At 71.5% G+C, this 13,822-nt stretch carries 10 protein-coding genes; 5 read left to right on the plus strand and 5 right to left on the minus strand.

Going from position 1 to position 13,822, the window contains the following annotated elements:
* Positions 1 to 66: 66 nt before the first annotated feature.
* Entirely contained in the window at positions 67 to 615 is a 549-nt protein-coding gene (locus N7925_RS22370) for an acyl-CoA thioesterase (protein WP_265601246.1), read from the plus strand.
* 106 nt (positions 616 to 721) lie between these two features.
* Here N7925_RS22370 and N7925_RS22375 read toward each other — a convergent pair whose 3' ends face one another.
* On the minus strand, positions 722 to 2,227 hold the full coding sequence (locus N7925_RS22375; protein ID WP_265601247.1) for an LCP family protein: 1,506 nt from the start codon (positions 2,225 to 2,227) through the stop codon (positions 722 to 724).
* Between the two features lie 230 nt (positions 2,228 to 2,457).
* Here N7925_RS22375 and N7925_RS22380 point away from each other — a divergent pair, with 230 nt between their 5' ends.
* Positions 2,458 to 3,486, plus strand: coding sequence for a glycosyltransferase family 2 protein (locus N7925_RS22380; RefSeq protein ID WP_073804932.1), 1,029 nt, complete (start codon positions 2,458 to 2,460; stop codon positions 3,484 to 3,486).
* Between the two features lie 85 nt (positions 3,487 to 3,571).
* On the opposite strand, the gene N7925_RS22385 is transcribed toward N7925_RS22380, so the two are convergent.
* The 4 genes from N7925_RS22385 to N7925_RS22400 form a co-directional block, all read right to left on the minus strand.
* Positions 3,572 to 5,305, minus strand: coding sequence for an LCP family protein (locus N7925_RS22385; protein ID WP_274344951.1), 1,734 nt, complete (start codon positions 5,303 to 5,305; stop codon positions 3,572 to 3,574).
* A 37-nt stretch (positions 5,306 to 5,342) separates the two neighbouring features.
* A complete protein-coding gene (locus N7925_RS22390; RefSeq protein ID WP_265603972.1) occupies positions 5,343 to 6,872 on the minus strand; it encodes an LCP family protein in 1,530 nt (509 codons plus the stop codon).
* A gap of 485 nt (positions 6,873 to 7,357) precedes the next feature.
* The gene (locus N7925_RS22395; protein ID WP_274344952.1) at positions 7,358 to 8,932 is read right to left on the minus strand and encodes an LCP family protein; all 1,575 of its coding nucleotides are present in this window, start codon (positions 8,930 to 8,932) and stop codon (positions 7,358 to 7,360) included.
* A 177-nt stretch (positions 8,933 to 9,109) separates the two neighbouring features.
* Entirely contained in the window at positions 9,110 to 9,862 is a 753-nt protein-coding gene (locus tag N7925_RS22400; RefSeq protein WP_265601250.1) for a TIGR03089 family protein, read from the minus strand.
* A gap of 137 nt (positions 9,863 to 9,999) precedes the next feature.
* Between N7925_RS22400 and N7925_RS22405 the strand changes: the two genes are divergently transcribed.
* The 3 genes from N7925_RS22405 (at position 10,000) to N7925_RS22415 (ending at position 13,726) form a co-directional block, all read left to right on the plus strand.
* A complete protein-coding gene (locus N7925_RS22405; RefSeq protein ID WP_274344953.1) occupies positions 10,000 to 11,484 on the plus strand; it encodes a peptidoglycan recognition protein family protein in 1,485 nt (494 codons plus the stop codon).
* Positions 11,485 to 11,563: 79 nt separating this feature from the next.
* Positions 11,564 to 12,655: an NDP-sugar synthase gene (locus tag N7925_RS22410; protein ID WP_265601252.1), complete on the plus strand. Its 1,092-nt coding sequence runs from the start codon at positions 11,564 to 11,566 to the stop codon at positions 12,653 to 12,655.
* Between the two features lie 63 nt (positions 12,656 to 12,718).
* Positions 12,719 to 13,726 carry a DNA-3-methyladenine glycosylase family protein gene (locus N7925_RS22415; RefSeq protein ID WP_274344954.1) on the plus strand — a complete coding sequence of 336 codons (1,008 nt, stop codon included), beginning with the start codon at positions 12,719 to 12,721 and terminating at the stop codon, positions 13,724 to 13,726.
* Positions 13,727 to 13,822 lie beyond the last annotated feature (96 nt).

Here is a 13,822-nt window from a genome sequence, read left to right on the forward strand (position 1 = left end):
CGCACCAGGGCTGTTGCGAACCTGATGCATTCTGCGCGACGCGGGCCCCCGCATAAGGTGGACTGTATGACAGATCAGGCCACCCGCCCGGAGGGCGAGATTCCGGGCAAGCCGACCGCGGCGTCCCGGACCACCCTCAGCCACATCATGACCGGCAGCGACACCAACCTCCTCGGCACGGTGCACGGTGGCGTGATCATGAAACTGGTCGACGACGCCGCCGGCGCGGTGGCCGGCCGGCACTCCGGCGGGCCCGCGGTGACCGCCTCGATGGACGAGATGGTCTTCCTGGAGCCGGTCAGGGTCGGCGACCTCGTTCACGTACGCGCACAGGTCAACTGGACCGGCCGCTCCTCGATGGAGGTCGGGGTCCGGGTGATGGCGGAACGCTGGAACGAGTCGACCCCCGCCCAGCAGGTCGGCAGCGCCTATCTCGTCTTCGCCGCCGTGGACGGTGACGGCAAGCCGCGCCGCGTACCGCCGGTGATCCCCGAGACCGAGCGCGACAACCGGCGCTACCAGGAGGCGCAGATCCGGCGCACCCACCGGCTCGCCCGCCGCCGCGCGATCAAGGAGCTCCGCGAGAGGCGCGCCGCCGACGGCATCGACGACTGAGCACCCGTACGGTCACCGAGTCACGGCCACAGCGTCACGGTCACAGGGCCAGGGGCACAGGGCCAGGGTCACCGAGTCACGGTCACCGGGTCGCCGGGTCGCCGGGTCACGGGCAGACCACCTCGTCGCCGCGCACGGTGGAGAACTCGCCCGTCTCCCGGCTCTCCGCCTTCACCCGCTGCACCTTCGTGAAGTCCGAGCCCACCGTCACCTTCAGCTGCGGGCCCTGGCCCTTCACCGCCTTCAGCTCACTCCCGGGCAGCGCCGTGGCCAGGGACTTCGCCGACCGGTCCCAGCGCGGGTCGTACTCCACGAGCGTCCGCTTCAGCTCCCGCACCTCCCCGTTGAGCGGGGCCTCGGTGGTGGTGAAGCCGGTCGCCCGCAGCGCCTCGTCCACCGTCCGGCCGAGACCGGCCTTCGGGGTCCCGTTGTAGACCTGCACCCGGATCTCCTTCGGCGCCACGTCCACGAGCGTGGCCGGAGGCTTCTTCGGACCGGCCGCAGGGCGCGGCTTCGACGGGGCCAGCGGCTTGTCCTCGCGCAGGGCCCGGAACAGCTTCTCCGCCTTCTCCGCGTCCCACCGCACGGTCGAGCCGATGCCCTCGACCGGGAAACTGGGGTTGCCGATGGGCACGGAGGCGAACTCCGACGAGGCCGGCCCGAAGTCCTTCATCGCCTTGCCGAGCGCCAGCATCTGCTCCGTGCCGAAGCCCTCGTCGGCCCGGACGGAACCCAGCGCCGAGGCCGAGACCTGCTGGAACTTCACCGGGTTCAGCAGCACCCCGCTGCTCGTCGCCTGTTTGATCAGCGCCGCTACGAACTTCTGCTGGCGTTCCATCCGGCCCAGGTCGGAGGCCACGTCCACATGGCGCGAGCGCACGTACTGGAGGGCCTGGCCGCCGTCCATCTCATGGGTGCCCGCAGGGAGGTCCAGCCCGGTGTACGCGTCCTTCATCGGCCGCGCCGTGCAGATCTTCACCCCGCCCACCGCGTCGACCGTCTTCATGAAGCTGGTGAAGTCGACCTCCAGATAGTGGTCGATCTTGACCTTGGTCATGTTCTCGACGGTCCGCACGGTCAGCGCGGGTCCGCCCTCCGCGTACGCGGCGTTCAGCTTCACCGGGTGGCTCTCGTGGCGCTTGCCCGTGGTGCGGTCGGTGTGGGCGGGCATCTCGGCGTAACTGTCCCGGGGGAGGCTGACCACGCTCGCCCGCTGCCGGTCGGCCGACAGATGGACCAGCATGATCGTGTCGGTGCAGTGGCAGGGCGCACCGCCGAGCCGGTACTTCTTCTTCTCGGCCTCGGTGATCGTGTCCCGGCCGTCGGTGCCGACGAGCAGCAGATTCGTGCCGTGGCCCCCCTGCGGGCGGTTCTTCATGTCCTTGAACGGATCGACCCGGCCGATTCCGTCCTCCAGGCTGGTCACCACGGCGTGCCCGATCCCGCCGGCCCCCAGCACCAGCACCGACAGGCCCGTGGCCACCCGCATGCCCCAGCGCGGCCGTTCGTCCTGCTTGCGGCGGCGGACCGGCCGTGTGCCCGGCGGCGGGCGGTGGCGCGGGGGAGCGGCGCGGGGTCGCGGCGGGCGCTGCGGTCGGTGCGGTGCGGACACGGGGAGACACCTCCGGGGTGCAAGGGAGACACCTCTGCGGTGCAATCTGCTGTGCAAGGGGACCATCGCACGGTAGGCCCATACGATCTCCGTCCCGGCCCACGACCCGGCGGCGCGCACCGGTATCCCCCATTCGCGGTAACGTGGCGGCCGAATAACGCCACCTCCCGGGGCGCCCGCCTCCCGCGGTGCGGCACCCCCGGCGCCCCCGAGGACCACCCGAGGACCACATGTCTGCCGCGCAGTACCCCGCCGTCTCCGTGATCATGCCGGTGCTCAACGAGGAACGTCATCTCAGGAACTCGGTCCGGCACATCCTGGAGCAGGAGTACCCCGGTGAGATGGAGGTCGTGATCGCGCTCGGCCCCTCCGCCGACCGTACGGACGAGATCGCCGCCGAGCTGGTCGCCGAGGACCCCCGGGTCCACACCGTGCCCAACCCGACCGGCCGCACCCCCGCCGCCCTCAACGCGGCGATCAAGGCCTCCCGCCACCCCGTCGTCGTACGGGTCGACGGCCACGGCATGCTCTCGCCGAACTACATCGCGACCGCCGTCCGCCTCCTGGAGGAGACCGGCGCGCAGAACGTCGGCGGCATCATGCACGCCGAGGGCGAGAACGCCTGGGAGGACGCCGTCGCCGCCGCGATGACCTCCAAGATCGGCGTCGGCAACGCCGCCTTCCACACCGGCGGCCAGGCGGGCCCGGCCGAGACCGTCTACCTCGGCGTCTTCCGCCGCGAGGCCCTGGAGCGGGCGGAGGGCTACAACGTCGAGTTCATCCGTGCCCAGGACTGGGAGCTGAACTTCCGCATCCGCGAGGCCGGCGGGCTGATCTGGTTCTCGCCCGAACTGAAGGTCCAGTACCGCCCGCGCCCCACGGTGAAGGCGCTCGCCAAGCAGTACAAGGACTACGGCCGCTGGCGCCACGTCGTCGCCCGCTACCACTCCGGCTCGATCAACCTCCGCTACCTGGCCCCGCCGACCGCCGTCGTCGCCATCGCGGCGGGTCTGGTCCTGGGCGCGGCCGTCACCCCGTGGGCCCTGATCGTGCCCGGCGGTTACGTGGCCGCGATCGTCGCCGGGTCGCTGCCCGCGGGCAAGGGCCTCTCGCTGAAGGCCCGCGCACAGATCCCGGTGGCGCTGGCGACGATGCACATGTGCTGGGGCTTCGGCTTCCTCACCAGCCCCCGGTCGCTGGCCAAGCGGGTCATCGCGAGCCGCCGCCCGGCGATGACCGGCAGCAGCGAGACCGTCTGACCCGGCAGCCGTACACGACAGAAGGGCCCACCGCCGAGGCGGTTTCCAGGGGCCCTTCTGCCGCGTACACGTGCCGTTCGCGGCGTCACCAGGTGTAGTTCGGGTTCACCTTCATGCAGGCCTTCTCGTCGTCGCCGTTGAGGGCGCCGGCCGAATCCGGGGTCTTCTCCTTGCCCTTGGACACCGGGTAGGCCCCGTCCTCGCGCCAGTCCGCGCCCACGGCGAGCGAGATCCCCGAGACGTCCGTGGACTTCTTCACCTGCGACAGCGGAACCCCGAGCGCCTTGGCGACCGCCTGCGCGTCGCCCTCCAGATCCGCGCTCGGATACAGGATCGCCGTCCGCGCCGCCCCGGTCACGTCCCCCGAGTCGACCGTGGTCTTCCCGAAGCCCGCGTCCTTCAGCTGCTCCATCACGTCACCGGCGCGCCCCGAGGCGGGCCCGAGCGCGTCGGTCGCGGTCCCGTTCCGCACGGCGACGGCGATCTCGCCGACCGGCGCCGACGAGTCCTTCGTGGCCTCGGGCTTCTTCCGCTTGGAGGCCTTGCCGTCCAGCGGGACGTCGTCGCGGACCATCCGGAACAGCTGCTCCGCGTCGCCCGCCTTCGGGTAGACCCGGCCGTTGTTCGTGCCGGTGCCGTACACATTGGGCATGGTCGACATCGTGATGCGCTTCGTGGGGACCTTCTTGAACTCCTCGGCCAGGTCGTAGAGCTTCTTGACCGTGTCGAGGCCCTTGTCGACCGTCAGCGCGTTCGTGGCCGCCTCGGCGAGGTTCATCAGCTTCGCCGGGTCGGTGAGCTTGGTGCCCTTGCGCAGCTCGCGGACCATCGCGTTCATGTACTGCTGCTGGGCCTTCGCCCGCCCCAGGTCGGTGTTGTCCTCGAAGCCGTACCGGGTGCGCAGCCACTGGAGGGCCTGCTCGCCCTTGACGTAGGTGGTGCCCTTCTCCAGCTTCAGCCCGGAGCCCTTGCCGTCCCGGCCGCGGGAGTTGATGTTGGCGTCGACGCAGACCGGCACGCCGCCGATCGCGTCGGCCATCGAGACCACACCGGCGAAGTCGATCATCATGAAGTGGTCGATCCTGATGCCCGTCAGCTCGTACCAGGTGGCTACCGTGCACCCCGGACCACCGCGGCCCAGGCTCTGGTTGGTCTGCACGTCCGTGGTGCTGGCCGGGAAGACCTCGCCGTCCGGGGCCGTGCACTTGGGCATCTTCAGCATGGTGTCGCGCGGCATGCTGATCACGGAGAGGTTGCTGCGGTCCGCGGAGATGTGGAGCAGCATCTGCACATCGGCCAGCGGCGGTGCGCCGAAGGTCTCCTTCGCCCCGCCCAGCTTCTGGTTGGCCTTGGAGTCCCGGGCGTCGGAACCGATGAGCAGGATGTTGAGCGGGGTCTGCCCGGCGGCGTTGACCTGGTGATCGGCCATCTGTTTGTCGCCGAGGGTCAGATCCTCTTTCTTGATGTTGCCGTTGAGGTGCTCGTAGTAGAGATAACCGGCGCCGCCGGTGCCGAGTATCAGCACGGCGAGCACGGAGGCGCTCCAGCGCAGTACCCGCCGCTTGGCGCTCTTGGGCGCACGGCGGTTGCTGCGCCCCCGGGCGCCGCCCGCGCCCCCGCCCCGGCCATGCGCCGCCCCACGGCCGCCCCCCGGCGTCTCGGGGCCCCCCGGCCCGTCGCCGTCCCCCGGCCCGTCGCGGCCGCTCCGCCCGCCGTCACCGCTGTGCGGGCTCCCGTCCCCGCCGAGTTGATCGGCGCGGCGGACGCGTGACCGCGTTCTCTCCCCGGGCGTGCTGCTCCGTCCCACCGGACCCCCCATGCTGTTCAGATTTCCGCTGCGGCGCGGTGACCCGGTGTCACTGGGCGCATACCGCCTTGTCGGCGCTTGCCTTCTCGATGTCCTTCGGCGGCTTCACCGGTCCGGTGATGAGCTGGCCCGCGCCCTTGAAGTCCGCCCCCAGCGTGAGCACCATCGCCTCGAGTCCCTCGGCGTCGGTGGTGCCCTGCTTCATGGCCGTTGCGGGAAGCCCCATCATCTCGGCGAGCGCCCGGGCCTGATCGGCCTGGTTGGGCGCGTACTCCAGTGTCGTCTTCTTGATCTTCTCGGGTGCGTTGGCCTTGTTGGTGGACTTCAGCACCCCCTGCTCGTTCTGGAGCCAGGTGACGGTCGAGCCCGCCGCGCCGGGGATCTCACCGCCGTTGAGGACGTCCACGCGTACGTCGGCGGCCTCGGCCTTCGGGCCCTTGAGCAGGGCCGCCTGCTTGCCCTTGGCGGCCTTCTCCTTCTGCTTCACCTCGGTCAGCGAGGTGTCGGAGCGCATCATCGCGAAGAGCTGCTCGCCCTTGACCGGGTCCACGACCACGGTGACGGGCTTCGGCTCGGCCGGGTTGTCTATGACCGGCATCGTGAGGAAGCTGATGTTCTTCGTGTCGACCTTGCCGATCTCCTCGGCCAGCGTCATCAGCTTCGTCGCGTCGCCGATGGCCGTGTCGACGGTCAGGGCCTTGGTGGCCGCGTCGGCCAGCGAGTACAGCTTCTTCGGGTTGGTCAGGGTGTCGCTCGACTTCATCTCGCGGATCATGGAACCGAGGAACTGCTGCTGCACCTTGATCCGGTCGAGGTCGCTCCGGTTGCCGAAGCTGTCCCGGGTGCGCAGCAGGGCCAGCGCCTGCTCGCCCTGCACCTTGGAGTCGCCCTGGGGCAGCTTCAGGTGCGACTTCGGGTCGTCGATCGGCTTCGCCATGCAGACCTCGACGCCACCGACCGCCGAGGTCAGGGACTTGACCGCGTTGAAGTCGACCATCATGAAGTGGTGGGGCTTGACCCCGGTGATGTTCTCGACCGTCTTCATGGTGCAGCCGGGGTTACGGCCGTTCTGTCCGAGGCTGGTGTTGAACCGTTCGTTCGGGGTGCCGGGGATGACCGTGGAGGTGCCGTCCTCGTTCTTCGACTCGCACTCGGGGATCTCGGTCATCAGGTCGCGCGGGATGCTCATCGCCGTCGCGTTGGTCCGGTCCTCGGAGACGTGGAACAGGATGGTGGTGTCGGCGTGGCCCTCGCTGCCCTTGTCGCCGTACCCCTCGTTGCCCTTGCCGGTGCGCTTGTCGGTGCCGATGATCAGGATGTTCATCGGGCCGTCGGCCACGACGTTCTTGCTGCCGGCGTCACCCACGTCGATGGCGTCGATGTTCCCGTTGAGCTTCTGGTAGAGCGCGTACGCCCCGGCCGAGCCGGCGACCACGACGAACGCCATGACCCCGCCCGTCCACAGCAGCGCCTTCTTCTTGCGCGACTTCTGGGGCTTGCGCTTCCGGCGGCCGGGCGCGGGCGGTTCGGCGGCCCCGCGTCCCCCCTGGGAGCTGCGGCGGCTGCGCTGGCCGGGCACCGCGCGGCGCGGCCCGTCCGGGGCGCCCTCGCCCTCGCGCTCACGCGGACCGGCGCCGCGGCGTCCCGAACCCTCGCGGGACGAGCTGGTCCGCGAGTCGCCCCGGCGACCGCTTCCCTCGGCCGTAGCCGTACGCGAAGGGCTGCTCGACTCCCCAGCGGAGTGATCCAGTCGCAATTCGTAATTACCGGTATGCGGGTTGAGTACCCACTGGTCGGCGGGGTCGATATCGTCCGCCCGTCCACGACTGTGCGCGTCCACGGTTGCCTGCGTCCTCCGTCGGTGCCACGCGAGGCGCCCTCCCCCGGCAAGGCGCTCGTTCCTTCGCTCCAGCAGTGCACGACCTGACGGCCGGAAGCACCGGATCGCGTCACACTATCCGGCCGATTCCGCGTCGAGCGACGTGCGTGACACATTCCACGCCCCTTACAACCGGGCATTCTTCCCATTAGGCGTCGATTGCGTTCTATGTCTTGGCAATTGCTTTACTGCTTGCACAGGTCGTCCGCCGCGCTCGAACCCGAATAGGTAGGTGCGGGCGTCGGGCTCTCGGACCCCGTGTCGTCCGGTTTCCCGTCCTGCTTCGCTTCCTGGTCCCGCTGTGCTTCCTTCAGTTCGTCGGCCGGGACCACGGCGACGGGCCGGTCCTCGCGGAGTTGCTTGAACAGGTCGCCCGCGTCCGGTTCGATGAGTTCGTCCCGGTTCGCGTTGTTGCGGTACGGCTGCCGGGGCACGGTCAGGAACTGCACCTGGTCGGTCGGCACGTTGCGCATCCCGCGCACCAGGTCGTACAGGTCGCGCAGCGAGTCCAGCCCCGGGTCCGTGGTCAGCGACTTGGTCGCCGCGTCCAGCACCGGGTAGAGCCGCGTCGGGTTGAGCAGGACGCCGTTGCTCTGCATCTTGTTCACCAGGGCGCCCAGGAACTGCTGCTGGCGCTCCATGCGTTCGGTGTCGCTGCCGTCGCCGAGGGTCTTGCGCGCCCGTACGTAACCGAGGGCCTCCTCGCCGTTGAGCGTCTGCCGGCCGGCCGGGAGCTCCAGGTGTGCGTCCTTGTCGTCGATCGGCTCCTTGAGGCAGATCTCGACCCCGTCCACGGCGTCGACCATGTCCTTGAAGCCGTTGAAGTCCACGACCATGTGGTGATCGATGCGGATGCCGGTCATCCGCTCCACGGTGCGGATCGTGCAGGCGGTGCCGCCGAGCTCGAACGCCGTGTTGAACTGGGTGAACCGCTCCCGCGTCTCCTTGTCGTCCGAGGTGCGGCAGCTGGGAATCTCCACCATCAGGTCACGGGGGAGGGACACGGCGGTCGCGCTCTTCCGGTCCGCCGCCAGGTGCAGCAGGATCGTGGTGTCGGAGCGCTGGCTGCCGCCGTCGTCCCGGCCGTACTCACGGTTGTCCCCGGCCCGGCTGTCGGACCCGATGAGCAGGATGTTCTGGGCGTCCATGACGACCGGGGTCGGCCGTTCCTTCTCGTACGCCTTGAGCTCGGCGGCGGCACTCGTGTCGGTGGTGATGTTCCCGTCGAGCTTCTGGTACATCCACCAGCCCACGCCCGCGGCGACCAGCACGAGGAACGAGGCGGCGAGCGCGGTCCAGCGCAGCCAGTGGCCCTTGCGGGCGGTGCTGCCGCCGTCCTTGGACCGGTCGGCCCAGGTCTGCCCGCCGGCGCCGTCCCCGGCCTCGGGCGCGCCGTCACCTCCCTCGGCGCTCCCGCCGCTCCCGGCCTTGGCGGGCTCAGGACCGGACCCGGACCCGGACCCGAACTCGGGCTTGGCACCCGCTTCGGTCCCGGGCTCGGGCTCCGCGGCGGCCGGGGTCTCCTCCCCGGCCGCCGGGCCCGCCGAGGCCTGAGGGGCCTCCGCGGTCTCCTGGGCGTTCCCGGCCGCCGGTGTCCCGTCCTCGGGGGCCCCGCCCTCGGGAGCCCCGCCCTCGGGGTTCGCGCCCTCGGATCCGGACTCCTCCTGCGACCTGCCCTGCGACTTGTCCTGCGACTTGTCCCCGGCCGGGTGGTCCGGGTCGGACGGCGGGCCAGCACTGTCGGTCACGTCTGCGTCCATCCTTCACGTTCGGCGGCGCGAGGGGCCGCCGGTCGCAGGAGTAGACGGCTGAAACTCACGCTTGGTTGTGCACGGCCAGGAGAGTGGTCTGTACCGCCCGATCATCTACCCGCTCCGGAGCCAATTACCGAGGACTCGGCCCGCTGTGGGCCGGACGAGTGCACCTCAGGGCGCTTGTCATACCGCGGTGTTGGTGACCCGCTCGCTCTCGGTCCGCTTGGCCAGCCCCTCCGCGTCGAGCTGCCCGAGGTGGCGGCAGAGCACCACGGACCCGCCGGCCGCCAGTGGCGCGAACAGTCCGGCGCTCAGCCCTTCCCAGGTGTCGTACGTACGCCCGGTGAGCAGCCGGGACCCCGGTACGAGTCCGAGGGCGTCGGCGTCCTCGCGGGCCCGGGCGACGAGCTGCGCGCCCGTCAGCTCGACCCCGCCGACCGCCAGCGCGGGCGCGTCCGGGTCCACCGGGGCGAAGGGCGCGAAGCGGTCGCCCTGGCTCGGCACCTCCACCGCGTAGTCCGCGAACCCCTCGGGCGCCTGCGGGAACCGGCCACCCAGCGGACGCAGGGCGAGGGCGACGCGCTCGCCCCGGCAGGCCCGCGCCCGCTCCAGGCTGTCCGGGCCGGTCACGACGAGATCGGCGGCGGCCGGGTCGCCCTGGACGTCGGCGACGACCCCGACGGAGGAGCAGGCGAGCAGCCAGACCGCGGACTGCCAGTGCGCGGGGAGCAGCAGGGCGAGCCGGTCGTCCGGCTCCGCCGCGAGGTCGCCCTGGAGCAGATTGGCCGTCTTGGCCACCCAATTGGCGAAGGTGGCCACCGACAGTTCGACGCGTTCTCCGGTGGCGTCGTCGTAGAAGGTGACCAGGGGGCGGGCCGGGTCCGCGGCGAGGGCGGATCGCAGCAGGTCGGCAGGGGTGCGGTCGCTGGAGTTCATCCGCGCAAGCGTACGCGGGGCCGCTGTGCGGGGCGGGCTGAACGGGTGTCACGTACACCGGTTCGGCCGACGGCGCGTCACGCCGGGGCCGATGCCCGGGTCGCCGGACTCATCACTATATGGCGAGGATCATGCGTATGCGTGCACTATTGGTCACCTCAGTCGGCGTCACCTGCGCGGCAGCCCTCACCCTGCCGCTCGCCGCCCCCGCCCTGTCCACCCCGGCCGCGCACTCCGCCACGGCCCGGCCTCCTTCCCTGTCCCCCGAGTCGCCCGGGTCCGGCCCGCCGGCGGCCCACATCGAAGCCGCCCCGCCGCGCACCGACGAGACCCGTGCGGCCGCGCTCGCGGGCTCGACGCAGTCCCTGCCCCTGGAACCCCTCGCCGCACCGTCCGACCGGTCCATGGGCCCGGCGGCGGCCGGCCAGGGGCTGGACCGGCGGACGGCCCGCCCGTTCTCCCTGGTCGGCGTGGTCTGGGACGACGCCGAAGCCGAACTCCACGGCACGGTCCAGGTCCGCACCCGGGCGACCGGCGGCGCGAACTGGTCGGACTGGCAGGACGTCGAGACCCACAACGCCGAGCACGCCGCCGACCTCGGCAGCGCCGAACGGAACTCCGGCGCCGTGCGCGGAGCGACCGCCCCGCTCTGGGTCGGCGACTCGGACGGCGTGGAGGTACGCGTACGCCCGGAAGCCGCCGATCCGCAGCACCGGTCCGCCGCCGTGCCGCTCCCCGAGGGGCTGCGCCTCGAACTCGTCGACCCGGGCGAGGACCCCGCGCCCGAACCCGCCCCCGACGCCCTCGCCGGCCGGACCGTCACCCCGGCGGCGTTCGCCGGCAACCCGGTGCCGCCGACGACGACGGGAGCCGTGCCGGAGGCGCTCACCGCCGAATCCGCCGCGGCCTCGGCCGTCAACGCGGACCTCGCGCCGCTCGGCGCGGCCGTCATCCCCGCGCTGACCAAGGCGGCGACGGAGGAGGAAGCGGCGATCGTCGCGGCCGGGGCGAAGCCGTACATCGGCCCCCGCCCGAAGATCGTCACCCGCAAGGGCTGGGGCGCGGACGAGAAGCTCCGCGAGCGCAACTTCGCGTACACCAAGTCCGTCAAGGCGGCCTTCGTGCACCACAGCGCGAGCGGGAACAACTACACCTGCAAGCAAGCCCCTTCGGTGCTCCGCAGCATCTACCGCTACCACGTCAAGAGCAGCGGCTGGCGCGACTTCGGCTACAACTTCGCCGTCGACAAGTGCGGAAACATCTACGAGGGCCGGGCCGGAGGCGTCTCCAAGGCCGTCCTGGGCGCCCACACCCTGGGCTTCAACACCAACACCATGGGCGTCGCCGTGCTCGGCACGTACTCCTCCACCAACCCGCCCGCCGCCGCGGTGACCGCCGTCGCCAAGCTCACCGCCTGGAAGCTCGGACTGTTCGGGGCCAACCCCAAGGGCAAGGTCACCCTCGTCTCCGGCGGAAGCGGCAAGTACGCGAAGGGCAAGAAGGTCAAGATGAACGTCATCTCGGGCCATCGGAACGCCTTCGCAACCGAATGCCCCGGAGCGCGTCTCTACAAGAAGCTCGGCAAGGCCCGGACCAGCTCCGCCAAACTGCAGGGCCGCTGACCGGGGCGTTTCCGACCGGTCTGCTTAGACTGGCCAGCCACAACCAGGCCAGGCCCCAGCAGGAAGCAGAGACGGTGCTGTGACAGAGGCAAAAGAAGCGATCCTCCTGGTCGGTGGCAAAGGCACCCGGCTGCGCCCGCTCACGGTGCACACCCCGAAGCCGATGGTTCCGGCGGCGGGGGTCCCCTTCCTCACCCACCAACTGGCGCGGGCCAGGGCGGCCGGGGTGGAGCACATCGTGCTCGCCACGTCCTACCTGGCGGAGGTCTTCGAACCGCACTTCGGCGACGGTTCCTCGCTCGGCCTGCACATCGAGTACGTCACCGAGCAGGAACCGCTCGGCACCGGCGGAGCCATCCGCAACGTCGCGCCGAAGCTGTCCTCGGGGCCCGACGAACCGGTCCTGATCTTCAACGGCGACATCCTGACCGGGCTCGACATCCGGGCCCTGGTCACCTCGCACACCGTCTCCGGGGCGGATGTCTCCCTCCACCTGACCCGGGTCGAGGACCCGCGCGCCTTCGGCCTCGTGCCGACCGACGCGACGGGCCGGGTCACGGCGTTCCTGGAGAAGCCGCAGACGCCGGAAGAGATCGTCACCGACCAGATCAACGCCGGGGCGTACATCTTCCGGCGCTCGGTCATCGACTCCATCCCGGCCGGCCGGCCCGTCTCCGTCGAACGCGAGACCTTCCCCGGACTGCTGGCCTCCGGCGCCCATCTCCAGGGCATGGTCGACTCGACGTACTGGCTGGACCTGGGCACCCCGGGCGCCTTCGTGCGCGGCTCCGCCGACCTCGTCCTCGGCCGCGCCCCGTCCCCGGCGGTCCCCGGCCGCTGCGGCGACCGCCTGGTCCTGCCGACCGCCTCCGTGGCCCCGGACGCCAAGCTCACCGGCGGCACGGTGGTCGGCGCCGGCGCGGTGATCGGCGCGGGCGCGAGAATAGACGGGTCGGCGATCCTGGACGGCGCGGTCGTGGAAGCGGGCGCGGTCATCACGGACTCGCTGGTCGGGGCCGGCGCCAGGATCGGCGACCGTACGGTGCTGGTGGGCGCGGTGATCGGCGACGGGGCACAGGTGGGCGCGGACAACGAACTGCGTGACGGGATCAGGATCTGGTGCGGCGCCCTCCTGCCGGACGCCTCGGTCCGCTTCTCCTCGGACCAGTAGCCCCGCACCCGTACCCGTACCCTCGAAGGACGCCCCTCCGCACCGAGAACACCGAGGCCACCCGTGGCAGGACGATTCGCCCCCCGCTCCGCGCGAGCGGCGCTGCCGCACCAGGCTGCCGCCCCGGCGCCTCGGACGGCCGCGCCCACGCACGACGGACCGCCGCTGACCCGGGAGTGGGCCCCGGCGGGCCCGCTGGACCTCCGCCTCGTCCTGGGCCCCCTGCGCCGGGGCCCGGCGGACCCCACGTTCCGGATGGTCGCGGACGGCACGTTCTGGCGGGCCACCCGAACGCCCGAGGGCCCCGGCACCCTGCGCCTCGCGGCGCGCGGCGACCGGATCGCGGCGGCGGCCTGGGGCCCCGGCGCGGACTGGCTGCTGGCGGGGCTCCCCGCACTCCTGGGCGCGGACGACGACCCGGACGCCTTCGTCCCCCGCCACCGCCTGCTGGCCCTGACCCGCCACCGCCGCCCGGGCCTGCGGCTCCTCCGCACGGGCCTGGTCATGGAGTCGCTGATCCCCTCCATCCTGGAGCAGAAGGTCACCACGGACGAGGCGTACCGCGCCTGGCGCCACCTGGTCCGCCGCTTCGGCACCCCTGCCCCCGGCCCCACCGCGGAGCTGGGCCTGCACGTCATGCCGGACCCACGAGGCTGGGCGATGATCCCGTCCTGGGAATGGCACAGGGCGAACGTCGACGCCAAGCGGTCGTCCACGATCCTGCGCGCGGTCCGCGTGGCCCGCCGCCTGGAGGAGGCGGCGACGATGAGCCTCCCCGAGGCACTGACCCGCCTGGAACTGATCCCCGGCATCGGCCCCTGGACCTCGGCCGAGACCCTCCAGCGCTCGAACGGCGCACCGGACGCGGTCACGGTCGGCGACCTGCACCTCCCGGGCATCGTGGGCCACGTCCTGGCGGACAACCGCGACGCGGACGACGAGGAGATGCTGTCCCTGCTCACCCCGTACGAGGGCCAGCGCCACCGAGCGACCCGCCTGATCCTGCTCTCGGGCCACACCCCGAAACGCCGGTCCCCGAGGATGACCCCGGGCAACATCACCCACCTGTAGCCACCAGGGCCTTTCCAGCCTTCCGTGACCTGTTGACTTCTCCGGGGTGACGCGCTTCCCGCCCCTCCGACGTTGTTTCCTGCCGTCCGGGGCTGT

The sequence above is a fragment of the Streptomyces sp. CA-278952 genome, from assembly GCF_028747205.1.
Classification (GTDB): domain Bacteria; phylum Actinomycetota; class Actinomycetes; order Streptomycetales; family Streptomycetaceae; genus Streptomyces.

Excerpts from the sequence above, each read along its gene's own strand:
- N7925_RS22370 (WP_265601246.1), top strand. The coding sequence starts at position 67 with ATGACAGATCAGGCCACCCGCCCGGAGGGCGAGATTCCGGGCAAGCCG.
- N7925_RS22380 (WP_073804932.1), top strand. The coding sequence starts at position 2,458 with ATGTCTGCCGCGCAGTACCCCGCCGTCTCCGTGATCATGCCGGTGCTC.
- N7925_RS22385 (WP_274344951.1), bottom strand. The coding sequence starts at position 5,305 with ATGGGGGGTCCGGTGGGACGGAGCAGCACGCCCGGGGAGAGAACGCGG.
- N7925_RS22395 (WP_274344952.1), bottom strand. The coding sequence starts at position 8,932 with ATGGACGCAGACGTGACCGACAGTGCTGGCCCGCCGTCCGACCCGGAC.
- N7925_RS22400 (WP_265601250.1), bottom strand. The coding sequence starts at position 9,862 with ATGAACTCCAGCGACCGCACCCCTGCCGACCTGCTGCGATCCGCCCTC.
- N7925_RS22405 (WP_274344953.1), top strand. The coding sequence starts at position 10,000 with ATGCGTGCACTATTGGTCACCTCAGTCGGCGTCACCTGCGCGGCAGCC.